Source organism: Streptomyces sp. NRRL S-1022 (assembly GCF_000720135.1).
GTDB lineage: Bacteria > Actinomycetota > Actinomycetes > Streptomycetales > Streptomycetaceae > Streptomyces.
Genome location: NZ_JOIU01000030.1, coordinates 1 through 21,193, shown reverse-complemented (window position 1 = coordinate 21,193; position 21,193 = coordinate 1). Strand labels below are relative to the sequence as shown.

Here is a 21,193-nt window from a genome sequence, read left to right as displayed (position 1 = left end):
GGGGGGCGTGGCGCCCACCGGCCGTTGTCGAGCCTACCCCCGTGAGGACGTGCGTTTTTTCGAGTGTTTACAGACTGCCGGGACTCGGTGCGATCCGCCTCCCGACTGGCCGACGAGCCGTTCGGCACATGAATACGGAGGCGGTCATCTGAGCGCTCAATCGAGTACCCGCTCCCCTCTTATGGGGCGCGCTCCAACACGACCCCACCCCCGCGGAGGCCGGGGTATGGGCAACGTCTAAAGTGGCGTGGTACGCGCGAGCCTTTACCGGGTCCTCACACCGGGAGGCTCGCTGGGATGTCTCTGTCAGGGGTGTGCGTGACGGCCGTCGAATCCCGGCCTGGGGGCACCTCCCAGGCCGTCAAGGCACTGGGGGAGGGTGCGCTCGGTGCGAGCCAAAGCCCGGTTCACCGGCCGTTCGGGGCCCGTGTCAAGGCGTTCGTGGCGCTGACCAAGCCGCGGATCATCGAGCTGCTGCTCATCACCACCGTTCCGGTGATGTTCCTGGCGCAGCAGGGCGTGCCCGACCTCGTGCTGGTCCTGCTCACCTGCGTCGGCGGCTATCTGTCCGCGGGCGGCGCCAACGCGCTCAACATGTACATCGACCGGGACATCGACGCGCTCATGGACCGCACCTCGCAGCGGCCCCTGGTGACCGGCATGGTCAGCCCGCGCGAGTGCCTGGCCTTCGGCATCTCCCTGGCCGTCGTCTCGACGCTGCTGTTCGGGCTCACCGTCAACTGGCTGAGCGCCTGGCTCTCGCTCGGGGCTCTCCTCTTCTACGTCGTCGTCTACACGATGATCCTCAAGCGGCGTACGTCGCAGAACATCGTGTGGGGCGGCATCGCGGGCTGCATGCCGGTGCTCATCGGCTGGTCGGCCGTGACGAACTCGCTCTCCTGGGCGCCGCTCATCCTCTTCATGGTGATCTTCTTCTGGACGCCGCCGCACTACTGGCCGCTGTCCATGAAGGTCAAGGAGGACTACGCGCGCGTGGGCGTGCCGATGCTGCCGGTCATCGCGTCCAACAAGGTCGTCGCCCGGCAGATCGTGATCTACAGCTGGGTGATGGTCGCCGTCTCCCTGCTGCTCACCCCGCTCGGCTACACCGGCTGGTTCTACACGGCCGTCGCGCTGGCCTCGGGCGGCTGGTGGCTGTGGGAGGCGCACGCCCTGCAGAACCGGGCCAAGGCCGAGGTCACGGGCGGGAAGCTGAAGGAGATGCGGCTCTTCCACTGGTCCATCACCTACGTGTCCCTGCTGTTCGTGGCGATCGCGGTGGACCCGTTCCTGCGCTGACGCGCGGCGGGCGTATGTCACAGGGCCCTGATCTCGCCAGCCGATCTACCCGTCGGTAGCATCCTGGGCATGGCAGACACGCAGCAGGTTGACGCGCGGGCCGAGCGCAAGGTGTCCCGGCTCGCCCACCGGATCACCGCCTTCGCGAAGGCGCACGGCGGCGCGGAGGGCCAGGTCGCCCACATCGGCGAACGCGGCGCCCGCATCGTCCTCGTCGGCGAGGACGGCGGCTGGGGCGACCTGGTGGCGCCCAGCACCGACATCGCCCGGCAGGCGGTGGAGAAGGCCGGCATCACGGTCCACGAGTCCTTCGACGGCGAGTTCGCGGCCAAGGTGCGGACGGGCGCGTACGAGTGGAAGCGGATGGCCGGCATCCAGGTGGGCGGCTGAACCACGCGGCGCCCGGGCGGCCGGCCCGGGACGGCCCGCGGCCGGCGGACCGCGAACAGTCCCGGTCCCATCCGCGACCTCACGCCCCGTTCACCCGTTAGGCCGGTCAAAGCCGACGGACGCGGGGAGGCCCGGGATGATCGAGACACCGTCCCTCGTGGACCAGTACTGCCACGGCGTACTGCGGACGGAACTGGGCCTCGGCACCTTCGAGGCCCAGCTGGCCCGCACCGAGGGACCACCGGCCCCGGGCACCACCCTCTTCGACACCCAGACCGGCTTCGCCGTACGGCGCTGGTGCCCGCCCCTGCTCGGCCTGGAACCGCACTGCCCGCCGGCCCGCTATCTGGCCCGGCGCCGGGAACTGGGCGCTCTGGAGGCGGGCCGTCGGCTGCTGCGCGGCAGCGGCATCACGATGTACCTGGTCGACTCGGGCCTGCCGGGCGACCTCACCGGTCCCGCCGAACTGGCCTCCGCGGCGGCGGCCCGGGCCCAGGAGATCATCCGGCTGGAGCCGCTCGCCGAGCAGGTCGCCGACACCTCCGGCACCGTCGAGTCCTTCCTGGCCAACCTCGCCGAGTCGGTGCACGGCGCCGCGGCGACCGCCGTCGCCTTCACCTCCGTCGCGGGCCTGCGGCACGGCCTGGCCCTCGCGCCCGAGCCGCCGGGGCCGGGGGAGGTGCGGGGCGCGGCGGGCCGCTGGCTGGCCGGGCGGCGGGTCGGGGGGGCGCTCACCGACCCGGTGCTGCTGCGCCACCTGCTGTGGATCGCGGTCGCCTCGGGCCTGCCCCTGCAACTGCACGCCGGCCTCGGCGAGCCCGGCTCCCGCATCGACCGCACGGACCCGGTGCTGCTCACCGACTTCGTCCGGGCCACCGCCGGCCTCGGCACCGACCTGATCCTGCTGCACGGCTATCCGTACCACCGCCACGCCGCCCACCTGGCCGGGGCCTTCCCGCACGTCTACGCCGACTCGGGCGCCGCGCTCGTGCGCACCGGCGCCCGGGCGGCCACGGTCCTCGCCGAGATCATGGAACTGGCCCCCTTCGGCAAGATCCTCTTCTCCACCGGCGCCCAGGGCCTGCCCGAACTGCACCTCGTCGGCGCCCGCCTCTTCCGGGAGGCCCTGGGCCGGGTGCTGGGCGGCTGGGTCGCGGAGGGCGCCTGGTGTCTGGAGGACGCCCAGCGGGTGGCCCGGCTGATCGCCGCGGACAACGCGCACCGGGTGTACGGGCTGGAGTGAGGGATGTACAGCGCGGGCGGCGCTGTACAGACTGGGGCGATGCCGACCGACACGCTGCTCGACGCCTTCCTGCGCGGCCTCGCGCCCTTACATCCCCTCGCCCTCTGGGCCCACGGCTCCCTGGCCGGCGGCGACTACCAGGAGGGGCGCAGCGACCTGGACCTCATCGCCGTCCTGCCCGGGCCGCTCGGGCCGGGGCGGGCCTGGCGGGTGGCGGCCCTGCACGCCCGGCTGCGCGCCGCCGGACCGCTCGCCGCGAAGCTGCACTGCAGCTACCTGACCCCGAAGACGCTGGCCGACCCCGGGCGGCGGCACCTGACCTGGGCGCACAACGGGCTGCGGCGCCGCAGCGTCACCCCCGTCACCCGGCGCGAGCTGCACGACTTCGGGCGCGTGCTGCACGGTCGGGCACCGGGCGAGCTGCTGCCGCCGGTACCGGACCTCCAGCTCGACGACTTCGTCGTACGCGACCAGCGGGACTTCTGGCGGCCGGCGGTGGACAGGGCCCGGCTGTGGCGGCAGGACATCTGGGTGGACCTGGGGCTGCTGACCTTCGCCCGGGCCACCGTGACCCTCCGCGACGGCCGGCTGATCACCAAGCGGGAGGCCCTCGCCGAACTCCCGTCCCTCGGCGCACCGTCCGAGGTCGTCGACGACATCGCCCGGCGCCGTTACGACGCCCCGGCCCCGCCCACCCGGGACTGGCTCGCCCACCGCGCCGACACGACCCGGGCGTTCCTGGGGCCGGCGATCGATGCGCTGATCACCACGTACGGGTGAGTCAGGCGCGCGTGCCGACGGTCACCCCGGCCGAGGGGCCCGGCACGTCCAGGACGGCCTCCGGGCGCTCACGCAGCGAGAGCAGCACGCGGAGGGCGGCGATCCAGATCAGGCACGAGCCGAGCATGTGCAGGCCGACCAGCAGCTCGGGCAGGTGCGTGAAGTACTGCACGTACCCGATCACGCCCTGCGCGAGCAGGACCACGAACAGCTCCCGCGTCCGGGCCAGGGGGCCGGGCGGGGCGTCGACCGCCTTCAGGACGAACCACAGGGCGAACGTCAGCGTCACGACGATCCAGGCGAGCACCGCGTGCAGCTTGGAGACCGTCTCCCAGTCGATCGGGATGCGCTCGACCTCGCTGGAGTCGCCGGCGTGCGGTCCGGACCCGGTCACCACCGTGCCGACCGCGATGAGCAGCACGGTGGCACCCACCAGGAACCACACCAGCTGCTGCACCGCCGCGCCGACCAGCGGACGCGGCGCCCCGTCACCCTCCCGGGTGCGCTGCCACATCACGGTCGCGATGGCGATCAGCGCCGAGGAGAGCAGGAAGTGCGCGGCCACCGTGTACGGGTTGAGGCCGACCAGGACGACGATGCCGCCGAGCACCGCGTTGCCCATGACCACCCAGAACTGGGCCCAGCCCAGCCGGGTCAGGCTCCGCCGCCACGGCTTCGCGGCGCGGGCCGCGACGATCGCCCAGCCGACGGCCGCGCACAGCACGTACGTCAGCATGCGGTTGCCGAACTCGACGACCCCGTGGAAGCCCATGGCCCGGGTGGTGGTCAGCGAGTCGTCGGTGCAGGTGGGCCAGGTCGGGCAGCCGAGGCCCGAGCCGGTGAGGCGGACGGCGCCGCCGGTGACGACGATGACGACCGACATCACGAGCGCGGCGAGCGCGGCCCGCCGGACGGTCCGGGGGTCCGGGGTCCAGCGGTCGGCGATGAAGGCGAGCGGGTTGCGCAGGGCGGCTTCGGCGTCGGCGCGGTTCAGCTTGGGCACGCCCACCATCGTAGGCCGCCGCTTGTGCACGCGTTCACGAGGGTGGCCCTCCGGGGGTGCGGCGCTGGTCACTCCCAGCGGAAGAACCTCCCGGCGGCGGCCAGCGCGGCCACCGCCCAGACGGCCAGGATCCCCAGGTCCGCCCACGGCGTGCCGGAGCCGTGCTGGAGCACGTCCCGCAGGCCGTCCGACAGGGCGGAGATCGGCAGCAGACCGAGCACGTGCTGCCCCGTGGAGCCGAACTTCTCCAGCGGCACGACGACCCCGCCGCCCACGAGGAGCAACAGGAAGACCAGGTTGGCCGCGGCCAGCGTGGCCTCGGCCCTGAGCGTGCCCGCCATCAGCAGGCCGAGCCCGGAGAAGGCGGCCGTGCCGAGCAGCAGCAGGAGCAGGACGGCCGCCGGGTTGCCGTGCGGGGACCAGCCCAGCGCGAACGCGATGACGGTCAGCAGGGCGACTTGGAGAACCTCCGTGACCAGCACGGACACCGTCTTGGCGGTCATCAGGCCCCAGCGGGGCAGCGGCGAGGAGGCGAGCCGCTTCAGCACGCCGTAGCGGCGTTCGAAGCCGGTGGCGATGGCCTGGCCGGTGAACGCCGTCGACATCACGGCCAGCGCCAGGATGCCGGGGGCCAGGAAGTCGACGGCCTCGCCCTTGCCGGTGTCCACGATGTCGACCGAGCTGAAGAGGACCAGCAGAAGGGTCGGGATGAACACCGTCAGCAGCAGCTGCTCGCCGTTGCGCAGCAGCATCCTGGTCTCCAGCGCCGCCTGCGCCGCGATCATGCGGGGGAGCGGTGCGGCACCCGGCTTCGGGGTGTACGTACCAACGGTCACGAGCGCAGCTCCTTGCCGGTCAGCTCCAGAAAGACGTCCTCCAGGGTGTGCCGCTCCACCGAGATCCGGTCCGGCATCACCCCGTGCTGGGCGCACCAGGAGGTGACCGTGGCCAGCAGCTGGGGGTCGACCTTGCCGACGACCCGGTAGGAGCCCGGGGTCAGCTCGGCGGCCGTGCAGTCGGCGGGGAGGGCCTTGAGCAGGGAGCCGACGTCGAGGCCGGGGCGGCCGGTGAAGCGCAGGGTGTTCTCGGCGCCGCCCTTGCACAGCTCCTCCGGGGAGCCCTGGGCGATGACCCGGCCGCCGTCGATGATCGCGACGTCGTCGGCGAGCTGCTCGGCCTCGTCCATGTGGTGCGTGGTCAGGATCACCGAGACGCCGTCGGCGCGCAGGTCCCGGACCAGGTCCCAGGTGGCGCGGCGGGCCTGCGGGTCGAGTCCGGCGGTCGGCTCGTCCAGGAAGACCAGTTCCGGGCGGCCCACGACGGCCATGGCGAGCGCGAGCCGCTGCTGCTGGCCGCCGGAGAGCCGCCGGTAGCCGGTCCGCCCGCAGGAGCCGAGGCCGAGGCGCTCGATCAGGGCGTCCACGTCCAGCGGGTGCGCGTGCAGCTTCGCCACGTGCCGGAGCATCTCGTCGGCGCGGGCACCGGAGTAGACACCGCCGGACTGGAGCATCACGCCGATGCGGGGCCGCAGCTCGGCGGAGTCCCGGACGGGGTCGAGGCCGAGGACGCGCACCGTGCCGGAATCAGGCTTCCGGTACCCCTCGCAGGTCTCGACCGTGGTCGTCTTCCCCGCCCCGTTGGGGCCGAGTACGGCGGTCACGCCCGCTTCGGCCACCAGGTCGAGGCCGTCCACCGCGGTCTTCGGGCCGTACCGCTTCACCAGGGCCTGGACCTGGACCACCGACTGACTTCCCATGGCATCAGAGTCTAGGGAGACCGCTTGCCCCTCAGGCGCGGGGGTGGGAGAAGTCCTCCGCACGGGGCCGGTGCAGCGGCAGCCACCGCTCGGCGTAGGCCACGGCGTCCGCCAGCGGGAACAGCCGGACCTGCGCCGCGCCCACCGTGCCGCGTACGACGGGCCGGTCCCGTTCGTAGTCGTGCCCCAGCTCGTCGAACCGGTCGGAGGTGATCGAGACCTCGACCACGGTCTCCCAGCCGCCCCCGGGAGCGGGCCGGCCGACCTCGACGGGGGGTGCGGGTATCCGGTACTCGGCGAGGTGGAAGGCGGTGCAGGCGTCGTAGCCCGCGCCGAGCAGCAGCACCCGGGCGCCCAGCTTCTCCAGCCGGGCCAGCGGGCTCTGCTCGCCGAGCCGGCAGTCGCAGGCGTGGCCGTCGGTGATCTCCCGCGCGCGCGGGCCGAGCGCGGCGAAGGAGGTCTGCGGGTGCGCGCTGCGCAGGGCGCCGGGCCAGGTGCGTACGGTCTCGGGGACGACGCCGACCCCGCGCGAGGGGGTGATCAGGGGGTCGTACGGGGGCATGGTGGCGCGGATCCGGTCCCACCACTCCGCGGGGACGGGCGGATTCCCCCATACGGCCGGATCGGACTGGTCGCCGGTCTGGGCCGGGACGACGAGCGTCCCGGAGGGCCCGAGGGTGTCGAGGAGGGCCTGGACGACGGCGACCGCGCCGCCGTTCACCCAGCCGAGGGAGCTGAGCGATGAGTGCACGAGGAGGGTCTCGCCGGTTTCGACACCGAGCAGGCGCAGACCTGCCGCGAGTGAGTCGCGGGTGACAAGAGGGCCGGTCGGCGGGGGTGCGGACATGGTGGGGAGTCTTCCCGACAGGGCGTGGAACCGCTACCCGTCCGGCCGGCGGGCAGGCACGAAGAGGCAGGAAGGCAGGCTGCGCGGAGCGCGAGCAATGATCGATCAGAAGATCGTTTCCCCAGGTCGGATTAGGTTTGCCTAAGTGACGCAGGGCACCGTGCGGTGATCCGAACGGCGCTTGTCAGTCTCCGCGGAATTACGCAACAATGGCGTTGTGAAAAACGTCGGCGAGGCTCGGGAGACCCCCACGGGTGCCCCCCAGGAGGAGCTAGCGACCGGTGAGCGCTCCACGCGCAACCGGGTCGCGCGGTCCATCCTGGACCACGGTCCGTCGACCGTCGCCGAACTCGCCGGCCGGCTGGGACTGACCCAGGCGGCCGTCCGGCGTCACCTGGACGCGCTGGTCGCCGACGACGTCGTGGAGTCCCGCGAACAGCGGGTGTACGGCACGCGCACGCGCGGGCGCCCCGCCAAGGTCTTCGCGCTCACGGACTGCGGCCGGGACGCCTTCGACCAGTCGTACGACAAGCTCGCCGCGGACGCGCTGCGCTGGATCGCCGAGCGGGAGGGCGGCCCCGAGGCGGTCGCCGCCTTCGCCCGGGCCCGGATCGCCGCCCAGGCGGGCGCGTACCGCGAGGCGATCGAGGCCGTGACGCCCGACAAACGCGCCGAAGCGCTGGCCAGGGCCTTGAGCGCCGACGGGTACGCTGCTACGGCGCGCAGCGCACCGGTCGGCGAGCAGCTCTGCCAGCACCACTGCCCGGTCGCCCACGTCGCGGAACAGTTCCCGCAGCTGTGCGAGGCGGAGACGGAGATCTTCGCCGAGCTGCTGGGAACCCACGTCCAGCGACTGGCGACCATCGCGCACGGCGACGGCGTCTGCACGACGTTCATCCCCAAGATTTCCACTGACGCACCTGCAAGCACGGCCGGGAGGAACCCCGCATGACTCTCCCCACGGAGACTGCCCACCCCGAACTTGAGGGCCTGGGCAAGTACGAATACGGCTGGGCCGACTCCGACGTGGCCGGTGCCTCCGCCAGGCGCGGCCTGAACGAGGACGTCGTCCGCGACATCTCGGGCAAGAAGTCCGAGCCGGAGTGGATGACGAAGCTGCGCCTGAAGGGCCTGAAGCTCTTCGAGAAGAAGCCGATGCCGAACTGGGGATCCGACCTCTCGGGCATCGACTTCGACAACATCAAGTACTTCGTGCGCTCCACGGAGAAGCAGGCGGAGTCCTGGGAGGACCTGCCCGAGGACATCAAGAACACCTACGACAAGCTGGGCATCCCGGAGGCCGAGAAGCAGCGCCTCGTCGCCGGTGTCGCCGCCCAGTACGAGTCGGAGGTCGTCTACCACCAGATCCGCGAGGACCTGGAGGAGCAGGGCGTCATCTTCCTCGACACCGACACCGCCCTGAAGGAGCACCCGGAGCTCTTCAAGGAGTACTTCGGCACGGTCATCCCGGCCGGTGACAACAAGTTCGCCGCGCTGAACACGGCCGTGTGGTCCGGCGGCTCCTTCATCTACGTGCCCAAGGGCGTCCACGTCGAGATCCCGCTCCAGGCCTACTTCCGTATCAACACGGAGAACATGGGCCAGTTCGAGCGGACCCTGATCATCGTCGACGAGGGTGCCTACGTGCACTACGTCGAGGGTTGTACGGCCCCGATCTACAAGTCGGACTCGCTGCACTCCGCGGTCGTCGAGATCATCGTCAAGAAGAACGCCCGCTGCCGCTACACGACCATCCAGAACTGGTCGAACAACGTCTACAACCTGGTCACCAAGCGCGCCGTGGCCTACGAGGGCGCGACCATGGAGTGGGTCGACGGCAACATCGGCTCCAAGGTGACGATGAAGTACCCGGCCGTCTACCTGATGGGCGAGCACGCCAAGGGCGAGACCCTGTCCATCGCCTTCGCGGGCGAGGGCCAGCACCAGGACGCCGGCGCCAAGATGGTCCACATGGCGCCGAACACCTCGTCCAACATCGTCTCCAAGTCGGTCGCGCGCGGTGGCGGTCGTACGTCCTACCGCGGTCTGATCGAGATCGGCGAGGGCGCCGCCGGGTCGAAGTCCAACGTGCTGTGCGACGCGCTGCTGGTGGACACCATCTCCCGGTCGGACACGTACCCGTACGTCGACGTCCGCGAGGACGACGTGTCCATGGGCCACGAGGCCACCGTCTCCAAGGTCTCCGAGGACCAGCTCTTCTACCTGATGAGCCGCGGCCTGTCCGAGGACGAGGCCATGGCGATGATCGTGCGCGGCTTCGTCGAGCCGATCGCCAAGGAGCTGCCCATGGAGTACGCGCTGGAGCTCAACCGGCTGATCGAACTGCAGATGGAGGGCTCGGTCGGTTAGGACCGTCCCCATCGCCAGCAGACGTCTTACTCAGGAAAGAGAGCACTACGACAGCCATGGCTGAGGCCCAGAACATCCCCGTGGGGTCGACCACCGCGGGCTCGATCGCGGTCGCCGCGGAGTCGACCGTCGTCTCGCGCATGAGCGCGCCCCCGTCCTTCGACGTCGCGGACTTCCCGGTCCCGCACGGCCGTGAGGAGGAGTGGCGGTTCACCCCGCTGGAGCGCCTGCGCGGTCTGCACGACGGCACCGCCGTCGCGAACGGCGACGGAGTGAAGGTCGACATCCAGGCCCCCGAGGGCGTCACCGTCGAGACCGTCGGCCGCGACGACGCGCGCCTCGGCAAGGCGGGCACCCCCGTGGACCGCGTCGCCGCGCAGGCGTACTCCGCCTTCGAGAAGGCCTCGGTCGTGACCGTCCCCAAGGAGACCGTCCTCACCGAGCCGATCCGCGTCGCGGTGCACGGCCGGGGCGGCACCGCCTTCGGCCACCACGTGATCGAGCTGGGTGCCTTCGCCGAGGCCGTCGTGGTCATCGACCACACCGGTGACGCGGTGCTCGCCGCCAACGTCGACTACGTCCTCGGGGACGGCGCCAAGCTGACCGTCGTCTCCGTCCAGGACTGGGACGACAAGGCCGTCCACGTCGCCCAGCACAACGCGCTGATCGGCCGGGACGCCGCCTTCAAGTCCGTGGTCGTCACCTTCGGCGGTGACGTGGTGCGCCTGCACCCGCGTGTGGAGTACGCCGGCCCCGGCGGCGAGGCCGAGCTGTTCGGCCTGTACTTCACCGACGCCGGGCAGCACCAGGAGCACCGCCTGCTGGTCACCCACAACACCCCGCACTGCAAGTCGAACGTCGTCTACAAGGGCGCGCTCCAGGGCGACGACGCGCACGCGGTCTGGATCGGTGACGTGCTCATCGAGGCCAAGGCCGAGGGCACGGACACCTACGAGATGAACCGCAACCTGGTCCTCACGGACGGCTCGCGCGTCGACTCGGTGCCGAACCTGGAGATCGAGACCGGCGAGATCGTCGGCGCCGGCCACGCCTCCGCCACCGGCCGCTTCGACGACGAGCAGCTCTTCTACCTGATGGCCCGCGGCATCCCGGAGCACGAGGCCCGCCGCCTGGTGGTCCGCGGCTTCTTCGCCGAGCTGGTCCAGCAGATCGGTGTCGCCGACATCGAGGAGCGCCTGCTCGCCAAGATCGAGGAAGAGCTGGAGGCTTCGGTCGCATGACCCAGTTCGACCGTGCCCGTTTCGTTCGGGCCTGTGGGCTGAGCGAGCTGGAGGAGGACACCCCGAAGCGGGTGGAACTCGACGGCACGCCGGTCTCGGTCGTGAAGACCGAGGGCGAGGTGTTCGCGATCCACGACATCTGCTCGCACGCGAACGTCTCCCTCTCCGAGGGCGAGGTGGAGGACTGCCAGATCGAGTGCTGGCTGCACGGCTCCAGCTTCGACCTGCGGACCGGCAAGCCGTCCGGCCTCCCCGCGACGCGCCCCGTCCCCGTATACCCCGTAAAGATCGAAGGGGACGACGTTCTCGTCTCCCTCACCCAGGAGTCCTGAGGCACCCATGGCAACGCTTGAAATCCGAGACCTGCACGTCACCGTCGAGGCCGACAACGCCACGAAGGAGATCCTCAAGGGCGTCGACCTCACCGTGAAGCAGGGCGAGACGCACGCCATCATGGGCCCCAACGGCTCCGGCAAGTCGACCCTCGCCTACTCGCTCGCGGGTCACCCGAAGTACACGATCACCAGCGGCACCGTGCTGCTCGACGGCGAGGACGTCCTGGAGATGTCCGTCGACGAGCGCGCCCGCGCGGGCCTGTTCCTGGCGATGCAGTACCCGGTCGAGGTCCCCGGCGTCTCGGTCTCCAACTTCCTGCGCACCTCCGCCACCGCCATCCGCGGCGAGGCCCCCAAGCTGCGCACCTGGGTGAAGGAGGTCAAGGAGGCCATGGCGCGCCTCAACATGGACCCGTCCTTCGCCGAGCGCAACGTGAACGAGGGCTTCTCCGGCGGTGAGAAGAAGCGCCACGAGATCCTTCAGCTGGAGCTGCTCAAGCCGAAGGTCGCGATCCTGGACGAGACCGACTCCGGCCTGGACGTCGACGCGCTCCGCATCGTCTCCGAGGGCGTCAACCGCGTCCGTGAGACCGGCGAGGTCGGCACCCTGCTGATCACGCACTACACGCGCATCCTGCGCTACATCAAGCCCGACTTCGTCCACGTCTTCTCCGCCGGCCGGATCGTGGAGTCCGGCGGCGCCGAGCTCGCCGACAAGCTGGAGGACGAGGGCTACGAGGCATACACGAAGGGTGGCGTATCCGCGTGACACAGCTGCCGGGCCTCCTCGACACCGAGGCGATCCGCAAGGACTTCCCCGTCCTGGACCGGCTGGTCCACGACGGCAAGAAGCTCGTGTACCTGGACAACGCGGCGACCTCGCAGAAGCCGCGCCAGGTACTGGACGCCCTGAGCGAGTACTACGAGCGCTACAACGCCAACGTCCACCGCGGTGTGCATGTGCTCGCCGAGGAGGCCACGGCGCTGTACGAGGGCGCGCGCGACAAGGTCGCCGCGTTCGTCAACGCGCCGAGCCGCGACGAGGTGATCTTCACCAAGAACGCCTCCGAGTCGCTGAACCTCGTGGCGAACATGCTGGGCTGGGCCGACGAGCCCTACCGGGTGGACCATGAGACCGAGATCGTCATCACGGAGATGGAGCACCACTCCAACATCGTGCCGTGGCAGCTGCTGGCGCAGCGCACGGGCGCGAAGCTGAAGTGGTTCGGCCTCACCGACGACGGCCGGCTGGACCTGTCCAACATCGACGAGGTCATCACGGAGAAGACGAAGATCGTCTCCTTCGTGCTGGTGTCGAACATCCTGGGCACGGTCAACCCGGTCGAGACGATCATCCGCCGTGCCCAGGAGGTCGGCGCCCTCGTCTGCATCGACGCCTCCCAGGCCGCCCCGCACATGCCGCTGGACGTGCAGGCCCTGCAGGCCGACTTCGTGGCCTTCACCGGTCACAAGATGTGCGGCCCGACCGGCATCGGCGTCCTGTGGGGACGCCAGGAGCTGCTGGAGGACCTGCCCCCGTTCCTCGGCGGCGGCGAGATGATCGAGACCGTCTCGATGCACTCGTCCACCTACGCCCCGGCACCGCACAAGTTCGAGGCGGGCACGCCCCCGATCGCCCAGGCGGTCGGCCTCGGCGCGGCGATCGACTACCTCCAGTCGATCGGCATGGACAAGATCCTCGCCCATGAGCACGCACTGACCGAGTACGCGGTGCAGCGCCTGGCCGAGGTCCCCGACCTGCGGATCATCGGTCCCACGACGGCCGAGGACCGCGGTGCGGCGATCTCCTTCACGCTCGGGGACATCCACCCGCACGACGTGGGCCAGGTCCTCGACGAGCAGGGCATCGCGGTCCGGGTCGGCCACCACTGCGCCCGTCCGGTCTGCCTCCGCTACGGAATTCCTGCGACCACGCGAGCGTCGTTCTATCTGTACTCCACGCCGGCCGAGATCGACGCACTGGTCGAGGGGCTGGAGCACGTACGGAACTTCTTCGGCTGAGAGGCGTGAGCTGAGACCGTGAAGCTGGACTCGATGTACCAGGACGTCATCCTGGACCACTACAAGAACCCGCACGGGCGGGGCTTGCGGGATGGCGACGCCGAGGTGCACCACGTGAACCCGACGTGCGGCGACGAGATCACGCTGCGCGTGAAGTACGACGGCACGACGATCGAGGACGTCTCCTACGAGGGCCAGGGCTGCTCCATCAGCCAGGCCTCCGCCTCCGTGCTGAACGAGCTGCTGGTCGGCAAGGACCTCGACGAGGCGCGGAAGATCCAGGAGACCTTCCTGGAGCTGATGCAGTCCAAGGGCAGGATCGAGCCCGACGACACGATGGAGGAGGTCCTGGAGGACGCGGTCGCGTTCGCCGGTGTCTCCAAGTACCCCGCGCGGGTCAAGTGCGCCCTCCTGAGCTGGATGGCGTGGAAGGACGCGACGGCCCAGGCGCTGGGTGGCGCCGAAGCCGAAAGGAATACCGCATGAGCGACACCGTCGAGATGAAGCCGGCCTCGGAAGAGGAACTCCGCGAAGCCCTGATGGACGTCGTCGACCCGGAACTGGGCATCGACGTCGTCAACCTCGGCCTGATCTACGGCATCCACGTCGACGACTCCAATATCGCGACCGTGGACATGACCCTCACCTCGGCGGCCTGCCCGCTGACGGACGTCATCGAGGACCAGGCCAAGTCCGCCACCGACGGGCTGGTCAGCGAGCTGCGCATCAACTGGGTCTGGATGCCGCCGTGGGGCCCGGACAAGATCACGGACGACGGCCGCGAGCAGCTGCGGGCGCTCGGGTTCAACGTCTGATCCCACCGTGCGCGGGAAGCGGCGGCACCCTGTCGGGTGCCGCCGCTTCCGTGTGTTCAGGCCAGCCCGTCCACCAGCAGGAACGCCGAGTCGGACCGGTAGAGGCCGGTGTTCTGGTAGGGGTCCAGCCGCAGCTGGAAGTTCTGATGGCGCAGGAAGCGGCCGGGGTAGTTGACCGACTCCAGCATGACGGCACCGGGGGAGGCGGAGGCCCGGGGGCAGAACGTGGCGTCCTGCGCGAACAGGGGGGAGCCGTCGGCGGGTTCGGCGCGGAGCAGGAAGTCGCGGTGGCGCAGGTAGCTGCCGTCGGCCGTGGTGAAGGAGGAACAGCGGGCGTCGGCAAGGCCCTTGACGCGCGTGAAGGTGGCGGCGCGGCGGTCCGCGGCCGAGCCGACGGGGCCGAGCTTCACCAGGCCGCCGCTGACGTGCCAGTAGCGGTCGGGGTAGTTGAGGGAGCGGACGGACGTCCCGTGTTCCGCCGGGCGGGGTGAACCGGCCGTGGGCGTCGGGGACTTCGCGGGCGTGCGCCGCGGGTGGGCGGGGGAACCGGGGGCGGAGGACGCGGGAGCCGGCGGGGCCGTGCGGTTCCTCGCGGGAGCCGGTGCGGGCGTCGGCGGGGCGGACGGGGAGGCGAAGGAGAGCAGGCCGGGGCCGGTGTCGGGCGGCGTCGCCGGTGCGGTGGCCTTCGTCCCGTGGGGCCGGTCGTTCATGGCGGTCACGGTCACGCAGGCGGCGGCGACCGCCAGCGCCAGTGCGGCGGCCGGCCAGAGTCTTCGGGTGCGGGGGGTGTTTTCGGGCACGGGCCCGCACAGTAGTGGAGGCGGGGACGGCTGCGAGCGGTTTCTATGAAAGTGGAACTTTCTCGTTGCGTACGCTCGTACACATGGGATATCTGCTGCTCGCCGGCGCCATCGCCACCGAGGTCGCCGCCACGACGGCGATGAAGTACAGCGCGGGGTTCAGCCGGCTGGGGCCCTCGCTCGTGACGGCACTCGGCTACGTCGTGTCCTTCGCGCTGCTCGCCAGGACGCTCAGGACCGTGCAGATCGGCACGGCCTACGCCATCTGGTCCGGCGTGGGAACCGCCGCCGTCGCCGTCCTCGGCCTGCTGCTGTTCGGCGAGGGGCTGAACCCGACGAAGGTCGCCGGGATCCTGCTGATCATCGGCGGGGTCGTGGTGCTGAACCTCGGCGGGGCGCACTGATGCCCCGACGGTACGACCCCGGGCGCCGGCAGCGGATCATCGACGCGGCGATCCGCGTGGTCGGCCGGGACGGCATCGCCGGGCTGAGCCACCGCACGGTCGCCGCCGAGGCGGACGTACCGCTCGGCTCCACGACGTACCACTTCGCCACCTTGGAGGAACTGCTGGTGGCGGCGCTGCGGCAGTCGAACGAAGGGTTCGCCGGGGTGCTGGCCGAGCTGCTGCCGGAGGGCGGCGGCGACGGCGGCCTGGCAGCGGATCTCGCCCGGGCGCACGGGCAGTGGCTGGCCGGCGAGCGCACCGGCGTGGAGCTGGAGTACGAGCTGTACCTGGCCGCGCTGCGCCGCCCCGCGCTGCGTCCCGTCGCCGCCGAGTGGACCGAGCAGGGGGCCGCGCTGCTGGCCCGCCGCACCGACCCGGTCACCGCGCGGGCCCTGCTCGCGCTGATGGACGGCATCTGCCTCCAGGTGCTGCTGACGGGCGGTTCCTACGACGAGGAGTACGCGCGCGCCGCGCTGGCTCGGCTGATCCCCTGAAACCGCCGCCCGGCACGTGAGACGCGGTTCGCCCTCACCACCCCGCCCACGTTAGGTTTTCCTCCATGACCGAGTCTGCAACCCGTACCACCGGCGCCGTCGCCGCCGGCCTCGCCACGATCGCCTCCGACGGCACCGTTCTCGACACCTGGTTCCCGGCCCCCGAGCTGGTCGAGGAGCCGGGCCCGGCCGGCACCGAGCGGCTGGCCGCCGAGCAGGCGGCCCAGCTGCTGGGCGGCGGCGCGACCGCGGCGATCGGCCCGGACGCCCGCCGGGGCGTCGAGGTGGTCGCGGTCCGCACGGTCATCGCCTCGCTGGACGAGAAGCCGGTCGACGCGCACGACGTCTACCTGCGCCTGCACCTGCTCTCGCACCGCCTGGTCAAGCCGCACGGCCAGAACCTGGACGGCATCTTCGGCCACCTCGCCAACGTCGCCTGGACCTCGCTCGGCCCGGTCGCCGTCGACGACATCGAGAAGGTGCGCCTGAACGCCCGCGCCGAGGGCCTGCACCTCCAGGTGACCTCGATCGACAAGTTCCCGCGCATGACGGACTACGTCGCCCCCAAGGGCGTGCGCATCGCCGACGCCGACCGGGTCCGCCTCGGCGCGCACCTCGCGGCCGGCACCACGGTCATGCACGAGGGCTTCGTCAACTTCAACGCCGGCACGCTCGGCACCTCCATGGTCGAGGGCCGCATCTCCGCGGGTGTCGTCGTCGGCGACGGCTCCGACATCGGCGGCGGCGCTTCCACCATGGGCACCCTGTCCGGCGGCGGCAACGTGATCATCTCCATCGGCGAGCGCTGCCTGGTCGGCGCCGAGGCCGGCGTCGGCATCGCGCTCGGCGACGAGTGCGTGGTCGAGGCGGGCCTGTACATCACCGCGGGCACCCGCGTCACCATGCCCGACGGCCAGATCGTCAAGGCCCGCGAGCTGAACGGCGCCTCCAACATCCTCTTCCGCCGCAACTCGGTCACCGGCACGGTCGAGGCCCGCCCGAACAACGCGGTCTGGGGTGGCCTGAACGACATCCTGCACAGCCACAACTGATCACGGGCGGCCGTGACCTTCGGCCGCCACCTCGCCCAACGCTGTGACCTGCTGCCGAGCTGTCGGCACCTGTCGACGTTGGTCACCATTGAGCGCCCTTCCACGGCCCCAGGACGGCCCGGGAGGGCGCTTTGTTGTCCGGTGGCAGGCCCCTGGACACGCCCGGCGAGTGATGCACTCCATTTGGCTAGTCACGGAACGTAGCAATTTCACTTCCCGCGCCGTGTCGTACCCTCGATGTACCGGCAGGGTGTGATCTCGAACACGGTGGAGGCTTCAATGACTTAGAGCTAAAAATCTCCCCCCTTACCTGCTGTTCTCCATTCAACCTTGTAGGAGTTTCCCTATGAAGCTTTACGTTTCGTTTACCTTGGTTATGCTGGGCCTGCTGGTGGCCTTTGGATGTCTGCTTACTGTCGGTTACCTGGATGTCTCGGAGGCCACCGCGGTCCTTCTGCCCGCCTCTGCACCGCTGATCATCTTCTGGTGCCAGACGTGGACGGACGTCGCCGGGTCGCCTCGCGTCGCTCATGTTGTGTTTGCGATTTGGATGTTGATCATGTACACGGTTGCGGTACTGCTGGTGACCGTGGTCATGTGCTCGGTTCCCGAGGCGACGGACACGGTTAGTGCCTTGTCCGTGATGACGATCATCCCGCTCTTTAGCTGGCCGCAGGGTCCGCAGCCGGTACTTGCTGGAGGGGGCGTGGGTCCGGCTGCCCCCGATGCGCGGGTCGGTGGGGACCGAGACACCTTCCGTGGGCTCTGTCAGGGCTTCGCCGTGGCAGTGCTCTCCAAGGCGGCGGAGAGGATGAAGTCGGACTAACCTTCGTGCACCCTGCCGGTGCTTACTGTGGACCTGCCCGGTAAAGCACGACGTTGGGGCCATGATCTTCGAGGCTCGCGCCAAAGTGGCTGCCTAAAGCCGTGGAGCCGACCGCCCCAGCCACAGAGGGTTTTCCTACCTCTGCCCGCATGCACGTAGCGCGCCGCCGGGCGGGGCCGCCGCTGGCGAAGACAGGGCGGCGGCCCCGCCGACAAGGCGGCGCGCGCCCGCGCCGTGCGCGGGCCTTGATGGAGTAGGGAAAGTTGTACCGCACCCATGATCAGCATCGCTCGATCGTGGCCCTGTTGGCTCACCACGCGTCTCGACTACCGTTCCGGGTATGCCTTCTGCACTGGACACGCCTCAGGGAGCTTCTGCAGTCGCCGAGTCTCTGCTTCCTCAGCTCGGGAACCGCTGGCTGCACACTCAGGCGGTGGCTGCTCGTGCTCAAGAGGCTGCCGCGGCTGTGCGTGAGACTGATCGGGACCTCCTCGTCGCCGCAGCCTGGCTGCATGACATCGGTTACGCCCCCGAACTGCGTGACACCGGGTTCCATCCCCTCGATGGTGCCCGTCACCTGGAAGCGCTGGGTGCGCCGGCGCGCCTGGTGCGGTTGGTCGCCCATCACTCCGGAGCTGTGTACGAGGCAGAGCAACGAGGGCTGTCGACAGAGCTGGCCGTCTACGAGCGGGAAGACTCTCCGGTCCTCGACGCGCTCATCTTTGCTGACATGACGACCGGTCCCGCCGGGCAGTCCTTCGACTTCGACACCCGCATTGACGAGATCCTGGTCCGCTACGAACCGGGCAGTGAAGTGCACAACGCGATCAGCAAAGCGCGCCCCTACCTCGGTGCTGCGGTGGAGCGCACCCAGCGACGGATCGCAGCGTTCACGTCACTGCCGCCGAGTCAACGGGCGGTCATCGACGGGAGCGGTTGGTGGCCTCCGACGCTCTTCGCGGTGGAGCACCAGGACGTGGAACTACTGGCTCGACTGCTCGATGCCGGCGCAGACCCTGACGAAGGCAACGGTGCGACTCCGCTGACGCACGCGATTGGGACGGAAGGCGACGTCGCGCTGCAGAGTGGTAATCCGCTCACCGTGGCAACGACGGCAGTACTCCTCGCATACGGAGCAGACCCGGAGCTGCCGGATGCGACTGGCGAGACGCCGCTCCAGGTAGCCGAGCACTACGACCACGCCCCTGCGATCCGGTTGCTGCGCCAGCATCTGTCGGGCGATCGCTGAGGGCAGCCTCAGCCGATGTAAGGCTCGGTCCGGCCGGCCAACCCGTGCTCGATCCGCATGCGCATCGACGGGTGGATGGTCAGCTCATCCAGCCTGCTCGGATCGACGAACGCGACCTCCTTGCTCTCGCTGCTCGTCCGCAGCTGGCCGCCGACGATGCGGGCGTGGAAGCAGATGGAGAACTGCTGGCGGACCTCCCCGTCGTCGTACGCCATGACGTGTCCGGGGTTCGTGTAGATCCCGACCAGGCCAGTGACCTCGACGTCGAACCCGGTCTCCTCCTTGGTCTCGCGTACAGCCGCGTCGGGAGCTGACTCGCCCAGGTCGATGCCGCCTCCAGGGAGGGCCCACAGGTCGTTGTCGGTCTTGTGGATCAGCAGGACCTCCCCGGCCTCGTTGCGGGCCACGGCGGTCACAGACGGGACGAGGCTGTTCGCCTTCGGGGCGTTTGGATCGTTGAAGTAGTCGACGCGTGCCATGTGTTCAGCGTCGCACGCTGGGAGCCGGTTATGCCTTCCGGCCCTGCTCCCACGCGTAGTCGAAGCTCCGCATGTAGTGCCGGAACGTCCGTGCTCCCGGCAGGTACTTGAAGTGCATCACCGGGTTCTGCCCTGCGGGAGCTCCCAGCACGTGGGGGTTCACCAGTACGTCGTCGTCGAACCGGTAGATCGAGTTGTAGAGGATCGTGTCGTGTAGCCGGATCTCGACGCCGGGTGTCGACATGGCGGGCTGCAAGTACCGGCGAGTGATCCGCGCTCGCGCCGCCAGGTCGTCGCCGATGCCCTCCTCCTCGCCGCGCTGCCGCACAGCCGCGGACTCCGGGTCGCCCAGCAGGATGCGGACCTGCGCGCCGGCCTTCGCCTTCTCGGCCAACTGGTCCGGCAGGTCCGGGTGGCTGTCGAAGAGGAACAGCCCCGCGTACACCAGGATGTCGACCTGGTCCGTCGCCTTCTCGATCAGGGAAGACCATAGTGGGGCAGGGACCGCACCGCGGTGCGGGTAGTACGTGATCAGCTCGGATGCGCTCGCCTTCTCGGCCTGCTTCTCGGCTGACGGCCAGAGATAGACCTCGTCGGCCCCGAGAAAGCTCGCGGCCTTCCAACGGTGCCCCCGGTGGGGAGTCCGGTTGGTGGTGATCCAGCGCTCGACGCTCTTGGGGTCCACTCCGACGTGCTCGGCAACGGATTGGATCGTCTCGCCCTTCGCTGAAATCGCTGCGCGCAGACGCTCGTTCGCCATGACGTGTCCTCCCTCAGGACCCGTAGGGACGTTTTGACGGTACCTCAGACGTCCCTGAACGTCCATACGGACCGTGATGCGTCCACCCCTCCTCACGGTCTCCTGGTCTCACCGACGGGACGTCGGCCAAACACCCACCACAGCACTCCAAGGCGGCCTGATCATGACCGCGTTAACGGTCGCTGTGGTGCTGGTCGTCGCCGCTGCGGGTCTCCTGCGGTGGCGGCGCCCCGCCTGGTACTGGATGACCTTCGGTGTCACCCTGACGAGCCTGCGGGTCCTGGTCTGCTACGCCTCCGTCATGGACGCGTGCGGGCTGACGGTCCCGCCCTCGCGCTGGCGTCTGGCTCTCGCCCGGGTCACCGACCGGCCCGTGCCGGAGTCCCGGCCGCCGCGCATCCTGCGCTTCCGTCCGACCCGGACCGGACTGGTCCTGCGGCTGGGACTGCGCCCCGGCCAGGACGCCTTCGACGTCGCCGCCGCCTCGGACCGGCTTCGGCATTCGTTCTCGATGTACGGCGTCACCTCGCGTGAGGTGCGTTCGGGGGTCGTGGAGGTGCGGATGACCGGCTACGACGTCCTCAAGCGGGTGCAGATGCCCGCCAAGGTCGACACCCGGCCGATGCGGGTGCCGGTCGCCCTGCGCGAGGACGGCTCGGTGCACTACCGCGACTACCGCGCCGTCCCACACGCTCTCACCCTCGGCGCCACCGAGTCCGGCAAGTCCGTCTACCAGCGCAACCTGGTCGCCGGACTCGCTCCGATGGACGTCGCCCTGGTAGGCATCGACTGCAAACAAGGGGTCGAGCTGTTCCCGCTGGCCCGCCGGTTCTCCGCCCTCGCCGACAACCCCGATACCGCCGCCGACCTGCTGGACGCGCTCGTGACCCGCATGGAAGGGATCTACCAGCTCATCCGTGCCGAACAGCGCATCACCGCCGCGGTGCCGGACGCGGAGATAGCCGCCGACATCTGGGACCTGCCCG

The 21,193-nt window shown here is 70.1% G+C and carries 25 protein-coding genes; 18 read left to right on the top strand and 7 right to left on the bottom strand.

What is annotated here, in order from left to right:
• Positions 1 to 312: 312 nt before the first annotated feature.
• From IG05_RS0134265 to IG05_RS0134250, 4 genes are all read left to right on the top strand, one after another.
• Positions 313 to 1,299, top strand: coding sequence for a heme o synthase (locus tag IG05_RS0134265; protein ID WP_030347971.1), 987 nt, complete (start codon positions 313 to 315; stop codon positions 1,297 to 1,299).
• Between the two features lie 69 nt (positions 1,300 to 1,368).
• Positions 1,369 to 1,689: a hypothetical protein gene (locus tag IG05_RS0134260; RefSeq protein ID WP_030347970.1), complete on the top strand. Its 321-nt coding sequence runs from the start codon at positions 1,369 to 1,371 to the stop codon at positions 1,687 to 1,689.
• 136 nt (positions 1,690 to 1,825) lie between these two features.
• Positions 1,826 to 2,932, top strand: a complete 1,107-nt coding sequence (locus IG05_RS0134255; protein WP_030347969.1) for an amidohydrolase family protein — start codon at positions 1,826 to 1,828, stop codon at positions 2,930 to 2,932.
• Between the two features lie 39 nt (positions 2,933 to 2,971).
• Positions 2,972 to 3,712 (top strand): hypothetical protein, encoded by a 741-nt coding sequence (locus tag IG05_RS0134250; protein WP_030347968.1) that lies wholly within the window; start codon positions 2,972 to 2,974, stop codon positions 3,710 to 3,712.
• A gap of 1 nt (position 3,713) precedes the next feature.
• On the opposite strand, the gene IG05_RS0134245 is transcribed toward IG05_RS0134250, so the two are convergent.
• The 4 genes from IG05_RS0134245 to IG05_RS0134230 are packed head-to-tail and all read right to left on the bottom strand — an operon-like array spanning position 3,714 to position 7,318.
• A complete protein-coding gene (locus IG05_RS0134245; RefSeq protein WP_030347967.1) occupies positions 3,714 to 4,724 on the bottom strand; it encodes a COX15/CtaA family protein in 1,011 nt (336 codons plus the stop codon).
• A gap of 59 nt (positions 4,725 to 4,783) precedes the next feature.
• The gene (locus IG05_RS0134240; protein ID WP_051790551.1) at positions 4,784 to 5,500 is read right to left on the bottom strand and encodes an ABC transporter permease; all 717 of its coding nucleotides are present in this window, start codon (positions 5,498 to 5,500) and stop codon (positions 4,784 to 4,786) included.
• Positions 5,501 to 5,547: 47 nt separating this feature from the next.
• A complete protein-coding gene (locus IG05_RS0134235) occupies positions 5,548 to 6,471 on the bottom strand; it encodes an ABC transporter ATP-binding protein (protein ID WP_030347965.1) in 924 nt (307 codons plus the stop codon).
• A gap of 31 nt (positions 6,472 to 6,502) precedes the next feature.
• Positions 6,503 to 7,318 carry an aminoglycoside N(3)-acetyltransferase gene (locus tag IG05_RS0134230; protein WP_030347964.1) on the bottom strand — a complete coding sequence of 272 codons (816 nt, stop codon included), beginning with the start codon at positions 7,316 to 7,318 and terminating at the stop codon, positions 6,503 to 6,505.
• Positions 7,319 to 7,535: 217 nt separating this feature from the next.
• Here IG05_RS0134230 and IG05_RS0134225 point away from each other — a divergent pair, with 217 nt between their 5' ends.
• The 8 genes from IG05_RS0134225 to IG05_RS0134190 are packed head-to-tail and all read left to right on the top strand — an operon-like array spanning position 7,536 to position 14,101.
• Positions 7,536 to 8,270: a helix-turn-helix transcriptional regulator gene (locus IG05_RS0134225; protein ID WP_030347963.1), complete on the top strand. Its 735-nt coding sequence runs from the start codon at positions 7,536 to 7,538 to the stop codon at positions 8,268 to 8,270.
• On the top strand, positions 8,267 to 9,688 hold the full coding sequence (sufB, locus tag IG05_RS0134220; protein WP_030347962.1) for a Fe-S cluster assembly protein SufB: 1,422 nt from the start codon (positions 8,267 to 8,269) through the stop codon (positions 9,686 to 9,688). The genes IG05_RS0134225 and sufB overlap by 4 nt, the downstream gene beginning before the upstream one ends.
• A 56-nt stretch (positions 9,689 to 9,744) precedes the next feature.
• Positions 9,745 to 10,929, top strand: a complete 1,185-nt coding sequence (gene sufD, locus IG05_RS0134215) for a Fe-S cluster assembly protein SufD (protein WP_030347961.1) — start codon at positions 9,745 to 9,747, stop codon at positions 10,927 to 10,929.
• The gene (locus IG05_RS0134210) at positions 10,926 to 11,261 is read left to right on the top strand and encodes a non-heme iron oxygenase ferredoxin subunit (protein ID WP_030347960.1); all 336 of its coding nucleotides are present in this window, start codon (positions 10,926 to 10,928) and stop codon (positions 11,259 to 11,261) included. Before sufD ends, IG05_RS0134210 begins: the two co-directional genes overlap by 4 nt.
• 7 nt (positions 11,262 to 11,268) lie before the next feature.
• Positions 11,269 to 12,033 carry a Fe-S cluster assembly ATPase SufC gene (gene sufC / locus IG05_RS0134205; protein ID WP_030347959.1) on the top strand — a complete coding sequence of 255 codons (765 nt, stop codon included), beginning with the start codon at positions 11,269 to 11,271 and terminating at the stop codon, positions 12,031 to 12,033.
• Positions 12,030 to 13,286: a cysteine desulfurase gene (locus tag IG05_RS0134200; protein WP_030347958.1), complete on the top strand. Its 1,257-nt coding sequence runs from the start codon at positions 12,030 to 12,032 to the stop codon at positions 13,284 to 13,286. Before sufC ends, IG05_RS0134200 begins: the two co-directional genes overlap by 4 nt.
• 18 nt (positions 13,287 to 13,304) lie before the next feature.
• Positions 13,305 to 13,772 (top strand): Fe-S cluster assembly sulfur transfer protein SufU, encoded by a 468-nt coding sequence (sufU, locus tag IG05_RS0134195; RefSeq protein WP_030347957.1) that lies wholly within the window; start codon positions 13,305 to 13,307, stop codon positions 13,770 to 13,772.
• Complete coding sequence (locus IG05_RS0134190) at positions 13,769 to 14,101, top strand: metal-sulfur cluster assembly factor (RefSeq protein ID WP_030347956.1); 333 nt, start codon at positions 13,769 to 13,771, stop codon at positions 14,099 to 14,101. The genes sufU and IG05_RS0134190 overlap by 4 nt, the downstream gene beginning before the upstream one ends.
• Positions 14,102 to 14,157: 56 nt before the next feature.
• Here IG05_RS0134190 and IG05_RS0134185 read toward each other — a convergent pair whose 3' ends face one another.
• Positions 14,158 to 14,901 carry an AbfB domain-containing protein gene (locus tag IG05_RS0134185; RefSeq protein ID WP_234336137.1) on the bottom strand — a complete coding sequence of 248 codons (744 nt, stop codon included), beginning with the start codon at positions 14,899 to 14,901 and terminating at the stop codon, positions 14,158 to 14,160.
• An 83-nt stretch (positions 14,902 to 14,984) separates the two neighbouring features.
• On the opposite strand from IG05_RS0134185, the gene IG05_RS0134180 reads away from it, so the two are divergent.
• The 5 genes from IG05_RS0134180 to IG05_RS50335 all read left to right on the top strand — a co-directional run bounded on the left by IG05_RS0134180 (position 14,985) and on the right by IG05_RS50335 (position 18,968).
• Positions 14,985 to 15,305, top strand: coding sequence for a DMT family transporter (locus IG05_RS0134180; protein WP_030347954.1), 321 nt, complete (start codon positions 14,985 to 14,987; stop codon positions 15,303 to 15,305).
• On the top strand, positions 15,305 to 15,841 hold the full coding sequence (locus IG05_RS0134175) for a TetR/AcrR family transcriptional regulator (RefSeq protein ID WP_030347953.1): 537 nt from the start codon (positions 15,305 to 15,307) through the stop codon (positions 15,839 to 15,841). Before IG05_RS0134180 ends, IG05_RS0134175 begins: the two co-directional genes overlap by 1 nt.
• 65 nt (positions 15,842 to 15,906) lie before the next feature.
• The gene (gene dapD, locus IG05_RS0134170) at positions 15,907 to 16,893 is read left to right on the top strand and encodes a 2,3,4,5-tetrahydropyridine-2,6-dicarboxylate N-succinyltransferase (RefSeq protein ID WP_030347952.1); all 987 of its coding nucleotides are present in this window, start codon (positions 15,907 to 15,909) and stop codon (positions 16,891 to 16,893) included.
• Between the two features lie 346 nt (positions 16,894 to 17,239).
• Positions 17,240 to 17,719, top strand: coding sequence for a hypothetical protein (locus IG05_RS0134165; RefSeq protein WP_030347951.1), 480 nt, complete (start codon positions 17,240 to 17,242; stop codon positions 17,717 to 17,719).
• Positions 17,720 to 18,059: 340 nt separating this feature from the next.
• Positions 18,060 to 18,968 carry an HDIG domain-containing metalloprotein gene (locus IG05_RS50335; RefSeq protein ID WP_324605036.1) on the top strand — a complete coding sequence of 303 codons (909 nt, stop codon included), beginning with the start codon at positions 18,060 to 18,062 and terminating at the stop codon, positions 18,966 to 18,968.
• A gap of 8 nt (positions 18,969 to 18,976) precedes the next feature.
• Here the strand turns inward: IG05_RS50335 and IG05_RS0134150 are convergent, their stop codons facing one another.
• Entirely contained in the window at positions 18,977 to 19,447 is a 471-nt protein-coding gene (locus tag IG05_RS0134150) for an NUDIX hydrolase (RefSeq protein WP_030347950.1), read from the bottom strand.
• A gap of 28 nt (positions 19,448 to 19,475) precedes the next feature.
• Positions 19,476 to 20,207, bottom strand: coding sequence for an XRE family transcriptional regulator (locus IG05_RS0134145; protein ID WP_030347949.1), 732 nt, complete (start codon positions 20,205 to 20,207; stop codon positions 19,476 to 19,478).
• A gap of 163 nt (positions 20,208 to 20,370) precedes the next feature.
• Here IG05_RS0134145 and IG05_RS0134140 point away from each other — a divergent pair.
• Positions 20,371 to 21,193, top strand: an 823-nt coding sequence (locus IG05_RS0134140; protein WP_030347948.1) for an FtsK/SpoIIIE domain-containing protein, incomplete at its 3' end; no start/stop codon positions are given.

Bases quoted from the DNA above. Each gene is read 5' to 3' on its own strand.
- IG05_RS0134260 (WP_030347970.1), top strand. From the start codon at position 1,369: ATGGCAGACACGCAGCAGGTTGACGCGCGGGCCGAGCGCAAGGTGTCC.
- IG05_RS0134255 (WP_030347969.1), top strand. From the start codon at position 1,826: ATGATCGAGACACCGTCCCTCGTGGACCAGTACTGCCACGGCGTACTG.
- IG05_RS0134250 (WP_030347968.1), top strand. From the start codon at position 2,972: ATGCCGACCGACACGCTGCTCGACGCCTTCCTGCGCGGCCTCGCGCCC.
- IG05_RS0134245 (WP_030347967.1), bottom strand. From the start codon at position 4,724: ATGGTGGGCGTGCCCAAGCTGAACCGCGCCGACGCCGAAGCCGCCCTG.
- IG05_RS0134240 (WP_051790551.1), bottom strand. From the start codon at position 5,500: ATGATCGCGGCGCAGGCGGCGCTGGAGACCAGGATGCTGCTGCGCAAC.
- IG05_RS0134235 (WP_030347965.1), bottom strand. From the start codon at position 6,471: ATGGGAAGTCAGTCGGTGGTCCAGGTCCAGGCCCTGGTGAAGCGGTAC.
- IG05_RS0134230 (WP_030347964.1), bottom strand. From the start codon at position 7,318: ATGTCCGCACCCCCGCCGACCGGCCCTCTTGTCACCCGCGACTCACTC.
- sufB (WP_030347962.1), top strand. From the start codon at position 8,267: ATGACTCTCCCCACGGAGACTGCCCACCCCGAACTTGAGGGCCTGGGC.
- sufD (WP_030347961.1), top strand. From the start codon at position 9,745: ATGGCTGAGGCCCAGAACATCCCCGTGGGGTCGACCACCGCGGGCTCG.
- IG05_RS0134210 (WP_030347960.1), top strand. From the start codon at position 10,926: ATGACCCAGTTCGACCGTGCCCGTTTCGTTCGGGCCTGTGGGCTGAGC.
- sufC (WP_030347959.1), top strand. From the start codon at position 11,269: ATGGCAACGCTTGAAATCCGAGACCTGCACGTCACCGTCGAGGCCGAC.
- IG05_RS0134190 (WP_030347956.1), top strand. From the start codon at position 13,769: ATGAGCGACACCGTCGAGATGAAGCCGGCCTCGGAAGAGGAACTCCGC.
- IG05_RS0134180 (WP_030347954.1), top strand. From the start codon at position 14,985: ATGGGATATCTGCTGCTCGCCGGCGCCATCGCCACCGAGGTCGCCGCC.
- IG05_RS0134175 (WP_030347953.1), top strand. From the start codon at position 15,305: ATGCCCCGACGGTACGACCCCGGGCGCCGGCAGCGGATCATCGACGCG.
- dapD (WP_030347952.1), top strand. From the start codon at position 15,907: ATGACCGAGTCTGCAACCCGTACCACCGGCGCCGTCGCCGCCGGCCTC.
- IG05_RS0134165 (WP_030347951.1), top strand. From the start codon at position 17,240: ATGAAGCTTTACGTTTCGTTTACCTTGGTTATGCTGGGCCTGCTGGTG.
- IG05_RS50335 (WP_324605036.1), top strand. From the start codon at position 18,060: ATGCCTTCTGCACTGGACACGCCTCAGGGAGCTTCTGCAGTCGCCGAG.
- IG05_RS0134150 (WP_030347950.1), bottom strand. From the start codon at position 19,447: ATGGCACGCGTCGACTACTTCAACGATCCAAACGCCCCGAAGGCGAAC.
- IG05_RS0134145 (WP_030347949.1), bottom strand. From the start codon at position 20,207: ATGGCGAACGAGCGTCTGCGCGCAGCGATTTCAGCGAAGGGCGAGACG.